18 protein-coding genes and 1 pseudogene are annotated in these 16,399 nt (G+C 43.6%); 16 read left to right on the forward strand and 3 right to left on the reverse strand.

Annotation, left to right across the window (positions count from 1 at the left end; translation table 11 throughout):
• Positions 1-162: 162 nt before the first annotated feature.
• The 7 genes from V3S16_RS00660 to V3S16_RS00690 all read left to right on the forward strand — a co-directional run bounded on the left by V3S16_RS00660 (position 163) and on the right by V3S16_RS00690 (position 7,522).
• Positions 163-1,233, forward strand: coding sequence for an NADH-dependent flavin oxidoreductase (locus V3S16_RS00660; protein ID WP_413882745.1), 1,071 nt, complete (start codon positions 163-165; stop codon positions 1,231-1,233).
• A gap of 314 nt (positions 1,234-1,547) precedes the next feature.
• Positions 1,548-2,279 carry a hypothetical protein gene (locus V3S16_RS00665; protein ID WP_413882746.1) on the forward strand — a complete coding sequence of 244 codons (732 nt, stop codon included), beginning with the start codon at positions 1,548-1,550 and terminating at the stop codon, positions 2,277-2,279.
• A gap of 254 nt (positions 2,280-2,533) precedes the next feature.
• Positions 2,534-3,760, forward strand: coding sequence for a PAS domain S-box protein (locus V3S16_RS00670; RefSeq protein WP_413882747.1), 1,227 nt, complete (start codon positions 2,534-2,536; stop codon positions 3,758-3,760).
• Positions 3,761-3,897: 137 nt separating this feature from the next.
• Positions 3,898-4,152, forward strand: a complete 255-nt coding sequence (locus tag V3S16_RS00675; RefSeq protein ID WP_413882748.1) for a hypothetical protein — start codon at positions 3,898-3,900, stop codon at positions 4,150-4,152.
• A gap of 114 nt (positions 4,153-4,266) precedes the next feature.
• The gene (locus V3S16_RS00680) at positions 4,267-5,223 is read left to right on the forward strand and encodes an aldo/keto reductase (protein ID WP_413882749.1); all 957 of its coding nucleotides are present in this window, start codon (positions 4,267-4,269) and stop codon (positions 5,221-5,223) included.
• A 1,114-nt stretch (positions 5,224-6,337) separates the two neighbouring features.
• Positions 6,338-6,538 (forward strand): hypothetical protein, encoded by a 201-nt coding sequence (locus tag V3S16_RS00685; RefSeq protein WP_413882750.1) that lies wholly within the window; start codon positions 6,338-6,340, stop codon positions 6,536-6,538.
• Between the two features lie 186 nt (positions 6,539-6,724).
• Positions 6,725-7,522, forward strand: coding sequence for a hypothetical protein (locus tag V3S16_RS00690; protein ID WP_413882751.1), 798 nt, complete (start codon positions 6,725-6,727; stop codon positions 7,520-7,522).
• A gap of 191 nt (positions 7,523-7,713) precedes the next feature.
• Here the strand turns inward: V3S16_RS00690 and V3S16_RS00695 are convergent, their stop codons facing one another.
• The 3 genes from V3S16_RS00695 to V3S16_RS00705 form a co-directional block, all read right to left on the reverse strand.
• A complete protein-coding gene (locus V3S16_RS00695) occupies positions 7,714-8,952 on the reverse strand; it encodes a hypothetical protein (RefSeq protein ID WP_413882752.1) in 1,239 nt (412 codons plus the stop codon).
• A gap of 861 nt (positions 8,953-9,813) precedes the next feature.
• Entirely contained in the window at positions 9,814-10,221 is a 408-nt protein-coding gene (locus V3S16_RS00700) for a type II toxin-antitoxin system VapC family toxin (protein ID WP_413882753.1), read from the reverse strand.
• Entirely contained in the window at positions 10,212-10,493 is a 282-nt protein-coding gene (locus V3S16_RS00705) for a type II toxin-antitoxin system Phd/YefM family antitoxin (protein WP_413882754.1), read from the reverse strand. Before V3S16_RS00705 ends, V3S16_RS00700 begins: the two co-directional genes overlap by 10 nt.
• A gap of 423 nt (positions 10,494-10,916) precedes the next feature.
• Here V3S16_RS00705 and V3S16_RS00710 point away from each other — a divergent pair, with 423 nt between their 5' ends.
• The 9 genes and pseudogenes from V3S16_RS00710 to V3S16_RS00750 all read left to right on the forward strand — a co-directional run bounded on the left by V3S16_RS00710 (position 10,917) and on the right by V3S16_RS00750 (position 16,372).
• On the forward strand, positions 10,917-11,180 hold the full coding sequence (locus tag V3S16_RS00710; RefSeq protein WP_413882755.1) for a BrnT family toxin: 264 nt from the start codon (positions 10,917-10,919) through the stop codon (positions 11,178-11,180).
• Positions 11,167-11,433, forward strand: coding sequence for a type II toxin-antitoxin system BrnA family antitoxin (brnA, locus tag V3S16_RS00715; protein WP_413882756.1), 267 nt, complete (start codon positions 11,167-11,169; stop codon positions 11,431-11,433). The genes V3S16_RS00710 and brnA overlap by 14 nt, the downstream gene beginning before the upstream one ends.
• 50 nt (positions 11,434-11,483) lie before the next feature.
• Positions 11,484-11,636 (forward strand): annotated as a pseudogene (locus tag V3S16_RS00720) (sugar transferase); the annotation flags it as partial.
• Between the two features lie 71 nt (positions 11,637-11,707).
• Complete coding sequence (locus V3S16_RS00725; protein ID WP_413882757.1) at positions 11,708-12,634, forward strand: transposase; 927 nt, start codon at positions 11,708-11,710, stop codon at positions 12,632-12,634.
• 111 nt (positions 12,635-12,745) lie between these two features.
• Positions 12,746-13,600, forward strand: coding sequence for an endonuclease/exonuclease/phosphatase family protein (locus tag V3S16_RS00730; protein WP_413882758.1), 855 nt, complete (start codon positions 12,746-12,748; stop codon positions 13,598-13,600).
• A 398-nt stretch (positions 13,601-13,998) separates the two neighbouring features.
• Entirely contained in the window at positions 13,999-14,238 is a 240-nt protein-coding gene (locus V3S16_RS00735) for a type II toxin-antitoxin system Phd/YefM family antitoxin (protein WP_413882759.1), read from the forward strand.
• Positions 14,235-14,636, forward strand: a complete 402-nt coding sequence (locus tag V3S16_RS00740; protein ID WP_413882760.1) for a type II toxin-antitoxin system VapC family toxin — start codon at positions 14,235-14,237, stop codon at positions 14,634-14,636. The genes V3S16_RS00735 and V3S16_RS00740 overlap by 4 nt, the downstream gene beginning before the upstream one ends.
• 504 nt (positions 14,637-15,140) lie before the next feature.
• Positions 15,141-15,632, forward strand: coding sequence for a response regulator (locus V3S16_RS00745; RefSeq protein WP_413882761.1), 492 nt, complete (start codon positions 15,141-15,143; stop codon positions 15,630-15,632).
• A gap of 221 nt (positions 15,633-15,853) precedes the next feature.
• A complete protein-coding gene (locus V3S16_RS00750) occupies positions 15,854-16,372 on the forward strand; it encodes a hypothetical protein (RefSeq protein ID WP_413882762.1) in 519 nt (172 codons plus the stop codon).
• The last annotated feature ends 27 nt before the right edge of the window (positions 16,373-16,399 follow it).

Genomic DNA, 16,399 nt, shown 5'->3' on the forward strand with positions numbered 1-16,399 from the left:
ACCTCCGCAAGCCCAAGCGGCCGGAGACCTCCTGATCGCCCCTTGTGGCAGCACCGCGGTTCGAGATTTCAGGGAAATTATGTTAAATGGGGTCGGGCCACAGAAACATCTTGATATAATAGATAAAACGTTTTAAAAATACGTCAAATAAGGAGGTTTATCATGAGTGACAATATTCTTTTTACACCATTCCAATTAAAGAGTTTAACGCTTAAGAATCGAATTGGTGTTGCGCCCATGACACGCATGTCATCTCCCGGAGACAGTGTCCCCCGGCAGGATGTACTTGATTTTTTAATTAGGAGGGCCAAAAATGGAGCAGCTGTCGTCTATACCGAAGCGATTATTACAGATTATGAAAGTGCTCAAGGATATCCAGGACAGGCTCGTATGTTAACGCAGCGACAGATTGATGCCTGGCAACCTGTAGTTAAAGCAATCCAGAATGAAGGGTCTGTTGCAGTAATGCAGATGTTCCATTGTGGGCGGATGTCATGGCCAGAAATAAACCCGGCAAACCGAGTCATAGCTCCCAGCCCCATAACACCGAAGCAAAACAATCCACTTACTCAAAAGCCTTATCCTGTACCAGATGAGATGACAGAATTTGACATAAATCATGTTATAAATGGTTTTGTTGAGACCGCTAAAGGAGCTGTTGAAGCAGGATTTAATGGTATAGAAATTCACGGAGCTCATGGCTATCTTATAAATAATTTTTTATCGTCCTATTCCAATCAGCGAACAGATTCTTATGGAGGATCAGTGGAAAATCGCTTCCGTTTTGCCCATGAAGTCATTCAGGCCGTTCACAAAGTGGTTCCTGAAGATCGTCTGTTGGCGTTTAGAATTGCCAATTGGGGTGTTGCAGACATGGAAGTTTCTTTGTTTGAAAGCAAGGCAGAATATCAAGCGATTATCAAGATGTTATCAAAAGAACCTATCGATGTAATTTCTGTTTCAACCTATGGGTACAAGGATAAAGCTTTTGGCACTGATCAAAATGTGGCAGAGATCACCCGGGAAGTCACTGATTTACCCTTGATGATTTGTGGGCAGATATATGATCGGGCCAGTGCAGAAGATGCCCTAAAAAGTGCCGATATAGCATTAAGTGGAAAATCCATTTTATTAAATCCTAATTGGGTGGAAGATATTCGAGCAGGAAAGGAGTTGCCGCTCTATAAGTCAGAAGAAGCTAACATTGCATATACAGATGAACCTTTACCCTAATTGGTTTAATGATGTGACCATAGAGCCTGCTATAGAAAACAAGGGGGACAGGTAACAGTTAAGTAATCTTCGAATTTAACGTCATAAATCTTCATTCTTGACAAAATGGGACTCCCGGATCATGCAATTTAACTTTTCTTTTCAAGCAGCTTATCTTAGGTGGTACTGATTTGTTGAATCGCAAAAAACGAATAATTAATAATTAAGACGCGGCCCCAAATGCATGCTTGAGGCAATAAATCTTCAATCAGAAGTTTTAAATTGACGATTAAAGAAAAATTCCGTAAAAAGACAGCCCTGCAGGAGGATCGATTATGAAAAGATACATTTATATTCTTATATATTCAATTATTGTCACTCTTTTAACAGCGTGTTCCTCGAGCTATAAAGCCAAACCGCTGCCGTTTAGAACGCCGGCATCATTCGACAACGTTGTGAAAATCGGCGGTGCCGAGATAGCGGCCAAGGCCTTTGTTGATCAAAAGGAGACCAAGGAGGCCTTTGGATTTGATATCCTTGGCGCCGGTATGCTGCCGGTTCAGGTGGTGTTCGACAATCAGGGGCCCCATTCACTGGAAATCGTCGGACACCAGACATTCCTTGAAGATCAGGAGGGTAATCTCTGGCCTGTTTTGAGCAGCAAAACCGCGTATGAGCGAGCCAGCAAATACGCCAAAACCAAAGAAATTTTTAAAAAAGGGGCCTATACGGGCTTTTTGGGAGCTGCCGCCGGATCAATTATCGGGGCCGCCGTCGGTATTGTCTCCGGTGATAATATCGCCGAGGCAATCGGCAAGGGCGCTGCCGTGGGGGCTGCCGCCGGAGCCACTCTCGGCGGCGTAGGCGGCTATGCCTCAGATGACGTCCGCAGGTCGATTACCAACGATTTACGAGATAAATCGCTTCAGAACAGAGCTGTTGAGCCCCAGGATCTTGCCCATGGATTTCTTTTTTTCCCTGGTGAAGCCGGTTCTGCCCGGCAGCTGCGCCTTCAGATTAAAGAAACAGACACCGGCAAGACTCATGTATTAAAGATGAGCTTTTAACTACCCCGATGCGACTGCTTTTGGATGCCACCGAGCCGGCCCGGATGAGGGCCAAGGCCGCTGAAATGATCGGAAAAAACAAATCGATTACAAATCTTCACTTTCCCCAAATGCATGATTGGGGCAATTTACGCCACGCATATAAACCAAGAATATGATTCGATTGGGGATTTGGGATTGCGGCCTGCGACGAGCTCAGCCGAGTCGATTTCGGAATTTATGAATAAGGGCTTAATAATGGGAGCAAATAGAACATGGAAAAAGCACAAGTCTTGATTGTGGAAGATGACGGCATTATCGCAATGGACATCGAAAGCCAGTTGAAGCAGCTTGGTTACGGTGTTACCGCAATAGTGGGTTATGGAGAAGAAGCCCTTGCGAAGGTAAAAGAGCATAAGCCTGATTTAGTGTTGATGGATATAGTGCTTAAAGGTGAGATTGACGGAATTGAAGCTGCCGCGGAAATACGCACCCAATATGATATTCCGGTTATATTCCTTACCGCTTTCGTCGATAAGGAAAGGCTTAAGCGCGCCAAACTTACTTATCCTTTTGGCTTTATTCTCAAGCCATTCCAGCCTAAAGACCTTGAAGTCACCATCGAGATGGCTCTCTATGTTCTTAAAGTAGATGCCGAGCGTAAGCAGGCCGAGGAGGGTTTGAAAAAATCTGAAGAGAAGTATCGTACTCTTTTTGAAGTAGAATCAGATGCTTTATTTTTGGTAGATGAAGACACTGGTAACCTTCTTGAAGCGAATGAAGCAGCTTGTAAATTGTATGGTTACAGCCATGAAGAACTTGTCGGGTTAAAAGCGTGGAATTTATCTGCTGAGCCTGAAAAAACGGAGAAGGCAATTAAACTCGTTGAAAAGACATTCCTACCCCTTCGGTATCACAAGAAAAAAGATGGAACTGTTTTTCCAGTAGAAATTAACGCTAACCATTTTACATTGGATGGCAGAAAAATTAATTTGAGTGCCATTCGGGATATCACCGTACGCAAGCAGGCCGAAGAAGCGCTGAGAAAACGCACTAAAGACTTGGAGCTCAAGAGAAAGAGTCTTGAGGAACTTAATACCGCCATGAAGGTTTTATTGAAAAAAAGGGAAGAAGATAAAACCGAATTAGAAGAAAATGTGATGACCAACGTAAAAGAACTGATTGAACCATATTTTGATAAAATTAATAAAACTACGTTGGACGATCACCAAAAAGCCTTTTTGAATATTTTAGAATCAAATCTAAGTGAAATTATTTCACCATTTACTCGAAAACTTTCTCTGAAATATTTAAGCCTGACACCGCAAGAAATCAAGATAGTAAATATGGTCAAGATAGGCTATATTACTAAAAAAATTGCAAAGATTATGAAAATATCTCCAAGGACGGTTGACACTCACCGGAAAAATATACGAAGCAAGATTGGTTTAGGCAAAAAGAAGGGCAGCCTCAGATCCCACCTTTTAGCTTACGAGCAATAGGTATTTTAATTGTTCTTTGGCCCTGCTCTTGCCACCAGGGGAATTTTTCTATATAGACAGGAGTACTGACATGGTGATATTGATTACAAATCTTCATTTAATGGGTGACCCCTTAACCTTTGAAAGGTATCCAAGTTATGGCGAGTTTGAAAATCAGAACATTTAATGATGGCAATACAGAACCCAAAACCACTATCAGCATTCCCCTTAAAATTATTCGTTATGCGAAAAAACTAATACCAAAGAATTTTACAAAAGCATTACAAGAAAAAGGCATCGACATAGATACAGATATGATCGTTGAATTGTCACAGAATAAAGAAATCCGGGGCACTATAGTTGAAATAGAGAACCACCAAAAGAACGAGAAAATTGTTATTGCCATCGAATAGGTCGATAGTGGGCCATCAAGCATTTTCAATAGTATCATGTGACCACATGATCTTAGATAAAACAGCGGTATTGTGATAAAAAATATTATTTAAACCAATTTTATGAGTGTAAATATGGAACTTCGTCCTCTAGGCACTTCTGATATTAAAATCTCGCCGATCATTATGGGAACATGGCAGGCCGGCAAGGCAATGTGGGTAGGCATAGACGACAACGAATCCATCAAAGCGATAAAGGCAGCCTATGATGCGGGCATCACTACATTCGATACGGCAGAGGTTTATGGTAACGGTCATTCAGAAAAAATCGTCGGGAATGCCCTTCATGATATGCGTGGCAGAGTCGTGATTGCGACCAAGGTATTTTCAAATCACCTGAAATACAAACAGGTAATCAATGCATGCCACAAATCTTTAAAAAATCTTAACACTGACTATATAGATCTTTATCAGATCCACTGGCCTCCGGGTTCTTTTGGCAGCAAACACGTCCCTTTAGAAGAGACTATGCGTGCCATGGCCGACTTGAAAGCGCAGGGCAAAATTCTTGTTGTTGGCGTTTCCAACTTCTCCCGGTCCCAGCTAAAGGAAGCTGTAAAGTATGGAAGAATCGACAGCTTGCAGCCACCCTATTCTTTGTTTTGGCGTAAGGTTGAAACTGATGCTTGGCCTTATTGTCTTGAAAATAATATAACTTTGCTTGCTTATTCTTCCATGGCCCAAGGGCTTTTAACAGGAAAATTTGGCCCGAATCATAAATTCGATAGAGGTGATCACCGTTCCAACAACAAGTTGTTTCAGCCCGAACATTATAAACGAGCCCAGAAAGCATTAGATAAACTCCGCCCTATTGCAGATGATAAAAATATCACGTTAGGGCAGCTGGCACTGGCCTGGGTAATTTCGCAGCCAGGAATATGTGCCATTGCTGGTGCCCGTGACGCCGAACAGGCAACTCAAAATGCGGATGCCACAAATGTTCGCTTGTCTGATGAAGAGTTGGCAGTTATAAATGAAATCGGAAAAATGGTTACGGATCACTTGGATGATGATCCAGTTATGTGGAAATAGTAAACTCTCATCTGCCTTGAGCCTACTAAAAATCAAGCCCCCCAAAATACAAGATTTACAAACTCAATCTTCAATGATATTGGTTTGATGTGGCCTATCAATACCGCTAAGGAATTTTAAGGGTGAATCAAAGCTTTCTACCTGGTTATACCGTATTGCTACCAACACCGCTATTGACAGGATGAGGACTCCGTCATTTAAACGTTCATTTGAGAGCACCAGCCTTGAAGATGACATCGGAGTTGAGGATAGCAATGTCTGGCTCGGTCATAAGAAAACTCTCACCGACCAGACGTTCATACGCAAAGAAATGAGCGAATGTGTGAGGGAGTTTATTTACAAGCTTCCATCTGACTATAAAACCGTTATATTACTTAGCGAACTTGAGGGATTTAAAAACACGGAGATAGCCTGATGTCCTTCAGATTTCGCTTGATACTGTAAAGATAAGGCTCCACCGCGCCAGAGCCAAACTTAAGGCCGTACTTAATGACGGGTGCGATTTTTACCAAAACGAGCAAAATGTCCTTGCCTGTGACCGAAAACCATCCCAAATATTGCCAAAACCTCCCAAATAAATGTCTGTGACAGTCTATTTGCCAATTTAACCTTCTCCTATTCCTCCTCCATACTATACTATCTTTTTGTTTGAATCTCGCAAAATAAAATGATTGCACGTGTATCCTTTTCATTACTGGATAGTGATTTTTTACACGCTTTCCGGTTTACTATATAAAATCACTTGACATACTACTTTGTGGTAATGTAATACAAATGTAAAGGTGTAGGTATGTATTACAAATGCAGCTAATTCATACCGATATACAGTTTCGGGCGACTCCACATTCAATTTGAGTGATGGCTCAACCGAACAGAAAAAGCAGGGTCTGTGATAGGCCCTGCTTTTTTCCTTTTAGCCCTATATGTTGGGGTTTTCTAATTCTGCTGAATGTGTTGATTGCTGCCAGACAACACAACTGCCTTTCACCTTCCAAAAAATAAAGCCCAAAATATTTACGATTGCCTTACGTTATCTTCAATGTTATTGTATCCGCGTAAAAGTACTTTAACCTTTATTGTTCAATTTATTAAGATACGACTATGAGGAGGAAAAGTGGAATCAGGTGAAACCGGTGGGAAGCTCGCTGAGATGATCAAAGAAGCAATCCGTGATTGTGAACTTACAATTTCCGAACACAATCAAATTATAGCCGTTGCAGGTGAGGATGGAATAATCGACTCGCAGGAACAAAATCTTTTAAAACAGTTGCAGGATCTAATAGCTAACGGAACTATTAAAAAGGTTCCTGGTTAACTATAGGCCACACTTTGGGTTTTTTAAAAGATTTGATTGTGTAATGCTATAGACGGAATTGGCGGCAAGTTCCAAAATCGCTGCAATACCATAGTTTCCCTTGCTTGAGAGTGAAAACATGCTTTACGGCGCGTTGGGATTTGTGGTATAAAATATTTTTAATCAACTAACCAATCGATGAAGGCAATGGCTATTAGTCGCGTTTCATCGTGTCTTTCTGGCAATCCAGCGAAAGGAGAATCCATGGTCAAGCCTGAAACTATAACTGCACCGGACGGTTCGATTGAAGAAGAAGCGCATCTGAGGACAAACGTGGATGCAATCGTGGCGAACATGCTTGCTGCCAACGTGGCGCAGAAGATGCTCGAGACGGATGAACGCATAGGAAAGGAGTATTGGGTTCTGGCCACTCCCAACGCGCTTGAGAAACGATTCATAGCCATCGCAGTTCTGGGCTACCCCGAACAGGTCGGGGTCTGGTCATACACGTTGCTGCGCCAGTCCCGAGTCAATGAAACCAGTATGGAACCGTATTTTCGGGAATTTGCAACCCACGACTTCGGGTTAATTGCAATCAATCCGAACTTTATCGCCCCTGATATTGAGGGTTCCTCATTCTTGTATCAACTTGACAGGGTGGTCGCGCAGATCACCTCCGAAAAGAAATGTGGTCTCATAGGTTTCTCCATGGGCGGGGCAATTGTGCTCGATTTCCTGGATCAGCATCCCTCCATTATGGAGAAGGTGGCGGGGATTGTATTGATCGACCCAACCTTGCCCAACCGTTTGAGACTCAAAAACATTCGTCCTTTGCTAGACAGGGATACATTGCTTGTTGCTTCAGAAGGGGAAGCGGACAGTCCCGGCAAGTTTGCTGCGTCGTTGCTAAACATTCCCGCAGTCTCTTTTCCCGGGATCCACGGAGAGATGCCGAACAAAGCATTGAGCCGAATTATCGAGTTCTATCAGGAACGAATCGCTTAAGAATACATATGGGTCTTCATTTTTGACAAAGCGCATATCCAAGGCGGTTTGAAATTTTGCTTTTCTGAAAATTTGAATTCCCCGCTGCTTATCGGAGCTGTGCGGAGATCCCCACTAAATGGCGTATGCATCTTCTCATAGGTGATCCGTTTTTTCAGCTTTTCGTCAGTCTGCATCTATTGCGCTTTCTTTCATTTATTTTGGGTGACAACTCCATCCTCTATCCCAAGGGGCTCCGGATGCCACAAATCGAAGTCGGTGGCGTCTGCAAACAGTTCGATCATCACGCCTCTGGTCGCTTTGATGATAAAACCCGCTATCAAGCCGGTAACAATTGAGATCATAAATACGCCAATTAAACTGATAATGTTGACCCAGCCTGCGACCAATATAGCGCCTGCAATTGCGCCAAAGATTCCACACACACCGTGCAGGTTGTTAACGCCCATTACATCCAGCACACCCATCGCCTTACACAGTCTTTTGTGGACATATATGAAGGATGTCGTAGAGATAAACCCCGCGATAAGACCGATCACCAATGCCCCCCACGGGCCTACCGAAAGAAGCGGAGAGCCGATTGCCACCGGTCCTGCCATCAGTGAATAAGTGTACACCAAGGGATTGACCTTACCCTGATAAATCATGCAGAATATGTATGCACTGATAATCGAACCTAGCCCTGCCATGTAACACGTCACCATACCCCAGTGCACCTGATCTGCTGGCAGCAGTGCGGTAACAAATGACGGCCAAAGCACCCACAACAGCATGCTCGCGAGCCAAACAAAAGCTACACTATGGGTGGTTGAATTTTGGGGCTCGTCAAACGCGCGTTTTTCCCTCAATGCCAGGATTACACCCCAGCCCCAATAGGCCGCCATCATGTGTACCAGCATCGAACCACCGGGATCTACTACCCCCTTCAGAAAAGTGAACATCCACCATTCCACCAGAACAAATGCCGGGGCAAACAATGCACCCGCAAGCAAGTACTGCCACATCCGTATGGTGCCCAGAAACACACCGATTGCGATGACAGCCGTTATAGCACAGAAAACCCCCATGATGACCATACCCTGGTTCCATTCCCAGCCAAAAAGGAATTGTTTTATGGCACAGTAGCTAATAAAGCTTGTTGCAGTAACCAGGCATACGGCAAGGCAGACCCCCCACTCGAATTTCTTTATGAAAAGCATCAGAAATGCCACGAGCATCAACATGAACCATACATCCATGACCTTGTTCCACCTGTACAGCTCATCTTGAAGCAGGGTCATGTCTTCCACCGAGCCCGGTTGGCTGATGGGTGTTCTAAGTTCCTCTCCCATGCCTCGGGCGACTTCTGAACCTTCTTGGGCAAAAGTGGGCGCTGCAAAGGTCGTAACTAGGAGCAAAGACAAAATGAAAAGTTGAAGTATCTTGGACATTTTTTAAATTCATTCCAAAAAGACGAACGAGGACTTCGTGATAAAGCCACATAGGTTTATTCCGTTACTGAAATACATTGGGTATTCATTCCGGAATTAGAGATCCAGAACCATTCCGACTTCATCACACTGGAAATATTGCGGACAGCGACTGCATTCACCCCATACTTTTGGAGTGATAGTGATAAAGTGATAAGAATTCCCTTTTTGAGCTCGGAATAAGGGAAAATTTAAAGTTGTGTGCCGTAGCAGGAAGCATTCCAATATGTAGTAGGGCCGGATATCAAGCAGCAACCATACTGCGGCAACAGACGACTTGGATTCAAATACCGGATACCGGTCGTATTGTCAAGAAGGTTGATTGGAACTACAAATCTTGAAAGCAAGCCAGTTGAAGATTGCTGCCTTTCACCTTCCAAAAAAGAAAGCCCAAAATATTTGCGATTGCCTTCCGTTATCTTCAATGTTACCTATATTAACCGTGGTGTCATCGTTGGTTCTATTCAGATTGAAGGTAGAGCAAAAAGGGGGTTGGGTCCCGGTTAAATAAATAAAAAAGAAATTTAACTGGGCAGGCAGGATAAATCTACTATTAACCCATGTGAGATGAAAAAACCAAAGCTTACCCGCCGTCAGTCTGGCGGGGTCAGAGATCGGAGGTCGGAGGAGCAGAGGACGGAGATTGAGCGGATGGATGGGAAAAGGGAGCAAATAAGATCTGCCAAGGATCTGAGTGATAGCATTTGACATGTAGTTCTTAAGTGAAACTTGTCGCGCTTATTCCAAAAACTTTTGCCAACTTTTGTCTGGTTGCCTGGCGATAAACAGGCGCCTGTTTTTCGGGAATAATTTTCAGAGATTTTAGGCTTTGGGAATCTCGATCCGGAGCCCTTCAATCTTGTCAAAATGTTTTTTATTAAACGTTGCCACCGAAAAACCGAGGGCCAGGGCCGTGGAGCCGATAATAAGATCGTGAGCTCCAATCTGAATGCCCTGCTTGCTAAGCTTAGCCCATAAGGCAGCATAGATTCGAGCAGCTGAAATATCAAAAGGATATACCGGGAATAACTCGATAATTTTTTCTACATAGGCACTCCTTTTAATGCGTCTCACGGATGAATCAGCCCGGTGGACGCCGTGTAGAAGTTCGGCCACTGTGATAACGCTAAGACTAAAAGGTTCTTCCTCTCTACCATTGATAAATTCATCGATGTTAAACGTTTCTTTTTCTGCCTCGATAAGAATGCTTGAATCTATAATTATTCCCATGCACTATCCTCCGGTAGGGGTGGTTGATTTTTCCAAATCTCTTTGATATCCGCTGCAAAAACCTCCAGTTCATCATCCAGCCGCGGTAGTTGTTTGATCAGTAATTTAAGTTCCTCAAGTGTTTTTAAATTTTTTGCCGATTTAATCGGTTGCATGCTGGCTATGGGTTTCCCGTTTCTTTGGATTATATAATGATCTCCTTTAAATTTTATGGTGTTTAATAACTCTGAGAAATCTCTAACCGCTTGCGTGGCCGTTATATATTTTTCCATAATGGACCTCCATATCATATCTGTAATATCTGATAATCGCATTTTACATAATAAACAACCGGCTGTCAAACACAACATGAATTGTGAAGCATTATCCCTTTATCTGACAACTCATTACCCTAATGGTGCCGGCAAGGTTAAATCCGTAACGTATCGAAAATGGGGTCAGGAAAAGACAGAGGTCAGAGGACGGAGATCCACAGATTACCCCAATGAAATACGCTTCGCTGTCACTGACGTGAATTGCACGGGGCAGGCGCAGATTTCGCAGATTAGGAAAAGATAAAGACCAATCGTGCCCCTACCCTACTTCCGGCATCTACTCTACAACAAAACCACCTTTCAAGATCAGCTGAAAATGGGGCTGAACTATACCGACCTAATTTTTGTTGCATTTTTGTACAATATATGTACAATATAGACATGAAATTTGAGTGGGATGATAATAAGAACCGTACCAACAAAAGCAAACACGGTCTTGATTTTAATGCGGCTAAGGAAATGTGGAACGATAGCAATCGGGTGGAAATTCAGCTCCCATATCCGTTTGAAGACAGAAGCATTCTGTTAGGTAAGATTGGTGATAAACTATGGGCAGCAATATTTACACACCGTGGCAATGCAATACGCATCATATCGGTGAGACGTGCCAGAAGGCAGGAGGAAGAACTTTATGAAAAAAAATGAAATGGCTAAAACCACGAAAGAATTTGATCGACGATTCGATAATGGTGAAGACGTCCACGATCTAATCGATATGTCAAAGGCCAAAATTATTCGACATGGTAAGAAAGTTCGTATAACGCTTGACGTTGCAGAAGAGATGGTCAAAGAGATAGATCAAATCAGGCAAAGTATAGGTGTAGATCGTGGAGCATTAATTAAGGTATGGTTACACGAAAGGCTGCAACAAGAAAAGGCTGCTTCTGCTAAGTATTAAAAGAGAGTAACAGCCTATTTACAGAGGCTAGGCAAAAGGAGCTTGCCGCCCTGGACGAATCCGACGGACCCGTGTTCAAAATCAAAAAGGATCCCAGGATCATCCCGGTGATCGGCACCCTCCTCAGGATGACCAGCCTGGACGAACTGCCCCAGCTTATCAACGTGCTGAAAGGCGAAATGAGCCTGGTCGGTCCCCGGCCTCCGATTCCCATCTCTTTTTACCCATTTCAGCCCAAGGCTACTTTGGGTAAAATTTGATAGCTGATGACGCAATGCAACCGCTTGAATTGATACAACAGGGAAAACTCAAAAGATATTTTCGGGCTACCCGCAAACTGAACAGCTCCGGCCTCGTATCTCACATTACACAACGGGTAGCTGGTAAAGAGCCCTTGTTTTTGGAAGAAAGTGACTATCTTTTCATGTTGGGGCTTCTTAAAGAAATTTCCTCCAATTACTCACTAAGGATATTTGCCTTTTGCCTGATGCAGAACCACATCCACTTGCTGCTCAGCCCAAAAGAAGAGAATCTGTATGATGCCATGCGCGACTTATTTTCTCGTTATGCCATGGGGTTCAACCGCAAGTATGAAAGAAAAGGGCATCTGTTTGGCGGACCATACAGACAGGCAGTTTGTTGCGATGACGGATATCTTTTGGCTGCGTCGCTGTATATCCACTTAAATCCTGTAAAGGCGGGAATTGAGGAAGATCCGACAAACTATAGGTGGTCGTCGGTCAGGCTATATGCTGATGACGATGCCCCCAAGTCGTTTGTTGATCCAGATTTTGTTTTAAGTCTGCTGTCAACAGTGAAGCCTAAAAAGCAAAAAGAATATCGTCGTTTGCTGATGCAAGGCAGTGGGATAGAAGCCGGTCATGTTCTGGAACAGGAAGATGCCGTAGAGCAGTTTTGTTCAACGCTTGCATCCATATTCCCCCGGCTCTTCAAGCGGATTGATAAGAAAAAGCATGTTGCTGAATCTTCGGGCATAGACTTGCTAAGCATGGTTGAACTTGATAGACGCATTGAAGATATGAAAAATAGCTGTTTTTCTTCAAGGGCACCTGAAAGCAAAAGGGCAAAAAAATTCCTTATCGAGCAACTTATTTCCCGTGGTTTTAAACGCTCAGAAATTGCGGAGAAATTAGATATGTCCCGAAAAACTGTCTATAATATAATTAAATCCTCTACATAGAAAATTACCCATTTCAGCCCAAGGCTGTTTTGGGTAATTTTGTCATGGCGTTAGGTGATGCAAATACAATCATTAATTGGATTGCGGAAGCCTATCAATAGAAAATAAATCATGGGCAGAAGAACAATTGTTTTTGGTGTAGTTATACTGCTGCTTTTGGGAAGTGTGGTTATGGCTTTTCATCAGACTGGAGGTCAGGTAGTATCAAATCCTCTTGAGGTCATGACGTACAACATAGGCGATTTGAATGGGCACCAGCCTTTGCTAAAGGATGTGGCCGAGATCATCAAGAGCCATGGGATTCCCGATATACTGCTGGTTCAAGAGATTGCCGGTAAAAAAGCGGTGTCTCGGCTGTCCCGCATGCTTGGCCTTCCGCACTTTACCTATTCTAACTACAAGGGGAAAAAGCACGGTCTTGCAATCTTGTCCCGCATACCGATCACGGAGCCTCAAACGCTTTATTTCAAGGCAAGTAATAAAGGTTACGGGATTCTATCCGGAGGTATTTTGATTGACGGTCATAACGTGACTATATATTCTGTGCACCTTGACCGCATCGATCCAATTAAAATCAAAGCGCAAAAGATTGATATCGGCTGGGAAACCGCCTTGCGCTTTTTGAAAACAGAGCTTCTGGAAGAGACCGTACGCAGCAAGTCAGTGGCTGAACTTATAGCCTGGTTAAGTGAAAGTAAATCCAACAACGTCATTATTGGCGGTGATTTCAACACGGTCCCTTTTTCCAAAGCCATACGCAAAATGAACCAGGCCTTTGACGATGCCCTGTGGCCTTCATGGAATTATCTTACAACCTCATATCAGAAGTTTCCCCTGCCGATTGCACCCCGCATAGATTATCTGTTTCACTCACCTGATCTAAAATGCAGTAATGCTGCGATAATCAAAGCAGGTCCCGGCGACCATTATCCCGTAAAAGCGGCTTTTTCAATATTGTCAACATAGTGTAATTTTGTCCGCAGATTTGATATCTCACGCAAAGGCGCAAAGACGCTAATATAAAAAAAGAGATGAAGATCAATCCGCAGATTACGCAGATTAACGCAGATTAGGAAATAAGTGATGAAAGGGTCCGCAGATTACCCCAGTTAAATACGCTACGCTGTCACTGACGTGAATTGAACGGGGCAGGCGCAGACCCGCCTGCCATTGCAAGCTCGCCCGCCAGCCAAGTAAGGCGAGGCGGCCAGGGGCACGAGCGGGCAGGTTAGCGCAGATTAAATAATGATAAAAAATAAACAAACTCAGCACTCTCATCGATAAGCCAATCAATGGTTTATGGGTAGCGCATGGTTCTTGACAAGTTGTCAAGAAATGTGCAATATTGCTCATAGGAGGTTCATATGCAAACACTTACGATAGGAGAGTTGAAAGCTAGTTTTTCGGAGGTTTTGAAAAAATTAAAAAACGGTCAGGAAATTGTCATAAGTTACGGCAAGAAACGGGAAAAAGTTGCTGTAATTATTCCATATTCGGCCTATGCCTCTAAACCGGAAAGGAGTCTTGGCTTGCTTAAGGACAAGGCCGGATACATGATCCATGACGACTTTGAGATTAGCGAGAAAGAAATGCTGGCCTCATGAACTTACTACTCGATACCCATGTATTTTTGTGGTCGCTTTTTGCCCCCGAAAAGTTGAGCAGAGCAGCAGTCCGTGAGATAAAGTCCTCGAACAATGACGTAGCTGTTAGTGTGGTTACATTCTGGGAAATCTCTTTGAAGTATGCCCTTGGAAAACTCAAATTGACCGGAGTGAAGCCGGAGGAATTACCTGATTTTACCGGTCAGATGAATATTGATATATTGCCGATTACCGCTGCTGAAGCATCCAGCTTCCATAAGTTACCAAGGCTTTCACATAAGGACCCCTTTGATCGCATCATTATCTGGCAGGCTATTCAGCGAAAAATGACACTGATATCAAAGGATCGCAATTTCGAGACCTATCGAAAATTCGGGCTAAAACTTTTTGGTGAATGAAGGAAATGGGATCAAATCCCAGTTAAATAAAAGAAAGAGCAATTTAACAGGATAAACCTTGATTAGCGCAGATTAGGAAATAAGTGATGAAAGGGTCCGCACCCCAGAGGAATGGCCTTCGGATTCCACAGGGCAGGGATTAGCGCAGTTAAATAGAAAACCAAAGGCATTTAACGGGGCAGGCGCAGATTTTCGCAGATTAAATAATTAGGGATGAAAGGGTCCGCAGATTACCCCAGTTAAATACGCTACGCTGTCACTGACGTGAATTGAACGGGGCAGGCGCAGACCCCCGCCTGCCATTGCAAGCTCGCCCGCCAGCCAAGTAAGGCGAGGCGGCCAGGGGCACGAGCGGGCAGGTTGACGCAGATTAAAAAATGAGTGATGAAAGGACTTGCTGATTACTTTTTACTTCTCACCTTTTACTTTTCACTTTTAACTTTTTGCTTTTCGCCTTTAGTACTAATCTCTGACTACCGATTATTGGTTGTGAAAGGATAGAATATGGCGCTGAAAACTGATAAGGACGTCCGGATTCTGGTGGTTGATGACGATAAAGAAGTGGCGGACATGCTGTTGGAATTCCTGGTTAAACTGGGCTATCATGCCACGGCAGCTTACGACGGTCGCGAGGGGCTGACACGGTTTGAACAGGGTGATTTCCAGCTTGTAATTCTGGATTTGAAGTTGCCGGACATGGACGGCCTGGAGGTTTTAGAGGCTATCAAGGCCGTGGACAGCCGGGCTGTAGTGCTGATAATTACCGGTTACGGAACCATTGAGTCGTCAGTTACCGCTGTTAAAAAAGGGGCTTACGATTTCATCCCCAAACCGATCAATCTTGAGTCTCTGGAGCAAATTATAAGCCGGGCCTTGGAAAAACACACCCTCTTTAAACAACTTGGTATTTTCCGCGGGCTGACCCTGGCTCTCATTATTTCTGTTCCCGTATGGCTAATCCTTGGAATCATTCTGGCAAAGATCTTAATAAAATGATGAAAGACTCCCCTTCCCCTTTTTACCCATTTCAGCCCAAGGTTTACCCGCCGTTAGTGTGGAGGGCTACTTTGGGTAATTTTGTCCACAGATTTCGCAGATTTCCGCAGATTAGGAAAAGAAAAGACCAATCCACAAACCTTTTTTACCCATTTCAGCTCAAGGCTACTTTGGGTAATTTTGTCCGCAGATTACACAGATTTTCGCAGATTAAATATAGTATGGGTGATCATAGAACTTATAACAACAAAGCACTAAAGCAGGGTTTTTCTGACGACAGAAATGAAGTCGGTGGTCATCCATCCCTGGCAGATGTGCTGATTGTCAGCGGCAATGAACACTGGATTGCTTCTGTCGAGAAGATGTTAAACGACAATCTTTATCGAGCTTCGGTTGCCTTAAATGGCGACCAGGTCATTGAACGGTTAAAGGATACGTGGCACCACCTGGTTTTGATTGATCTGGATTCAATTGATGTGTCCGAAGATTACCTGGTCATAAATATCAGGCAAATAGAGCCCGATATACCCATAATCGGTCTGGGAAGTCACGCAAGCGGCTCCTGCCCGGATATTACCTATCTTAAAAAGCCTCTCACTGTTGAAAAGATAAAAGATATTTTTCCCCAAGAAGTGAACAAGAAGGAAACCAAAGGCGGCAGAAAAGCCTTGTATGGTCTTATCTTAGCCTGTTGTTTGTCCATTATGTTATGGGTTTTTCTTATTCGGATTTGGAGATAAGGAAGAGACAGAGGTCGGAGGTCAGAG

The organism is Candidatus Desulfatibia sp. (genome assembly GCF_036446775.1).
In the GTDB taxonomy this organism is placed as follows: Bacteria; Desulfobacterota; Desulfobacteria; order Desulfobacterales; family UBA11574; genus Desulfatibia_A.

Excerpts from the sequence above, each read along its gene's own strand:
- V3S16_RS00660 (WP_413882745.1), top strand. The coding sequence starts at position 163 with ATGAGTGACAATATTCTTTTTACACCATTCCAATTAAAGAGTTTAACG.
- V3S16_RS00665 (WP_413882746.1), top strand. The coding sequence starts at position 1,548 with ATGAAAAGATACATTTATATTCTTATATATTCAATTATTGTCACTCTT.
- V3S16_RS00670 (WP_413882747.1), top strand. The coding sequence starts at position 2,534 with ATGGAAAAAGCACAAGTCTTGATTGTGGAAGATGACGGCATTATCGCA.
- V3S16_RS00675 (WP_413882748.1), top strand. The coding sequence starts at position 3,898 with ATGGCGAGTTTGAAAATCAGAACATTTAATGATGGCAATACAGAACCC.
- V3S16_RS00680 (WP_413882749.1), top strand. The coding sequence starts at position 4,267 with ATGGAACTTCGTCCTCTAGGCACTTCTGATATTAAAATCTCGCCGATC.
- V3S16_RS00690 (WP_413882751.1), top strand. The coding sequence starts at position 6,725 with ATGGCTATTAGTCGCGTTTCATCGTGTCTTTCTGGCAATCCAGCGAAA.
- V3S16_RS00695 (WP_413882752.1), bottom strand. The coding sequence starts at position 8,952 with ATGTCCAAGATACTTCAACTTTTCATTTTGTCTTTGCTCCTAGTTACG.
- V3S16_RS00700 (WP_413882753.1), bottom strand. The coding sequence starts at position 10,221 with ATGGGAATAATTATAGATTCAAGCATTCTTATCGAGGCAGAAAAAGAA.
- V3S16_RS00705 (WP_413882754.1), bottom strand. The coding sequence starts at position 10,493 with ATGGAAAAATATATAACGGCCACGCAAGCGGTTAGAGATTTCTCAGAG.
- V3S16_RS00710 (WP_413882755.1), top strand. The coding sequence starts at position 10,917 with ATGAAATTTGAGTGGGATGATAATAAGAACCGTACCAACAAAAGCAAA.
- brnA (WP_413882756.1), top strand. The coding sequence starts at position 11,167 with ATGAAAAAAAATGAAATGGCTAAAACCACGAAAGAATTTGATCGACGA.
- V3S16_RS00725 (WP_413882757.1), top strand. The coding sequence starts at position 11,708 with ATGCAACCGCTTGAATTGATACAACAGGGAAAACTCAAAAGATATTTT.
- V3S16_RS00730 (WP_413882758.1), top strand. The coding sequence starts at position 12,746 with ATGGGCAGAAGAACAATTGTTTTTGGTGTAGTTATACTGCTGCTTTTG.
- V3S16_RS00735 (WP_413882759.1), top strand. The coding sequence starts at position 13,999 with ATGCAAACACTTACGATAGGAGAGTTGAAAGCTAGTTTTTCGGAGGTT.
- V3S16_RS00740 (WP_413882760.1), top strand. The coding sequence starts at position 14,235 with ATGAACTTACTACTCGATACCCATGTATTTTTGTGGTCGCTTTTTGCC.
- V3S16_RS00745 (WP_413882761.1), top strand. The coding sequence starts at position 15,141 with ATGGCGCTGAAAACTGATAAGGACGTCCGGATTCTGGTGGTTGATGAC.
- V3S16_RS00750 (WP_413882762.1), top strand. The coding sequence starts at position 15,854 with ATGGGTGATCATAGAACTTATAACAACAAAGCACTAAAGCAGGGTTTT.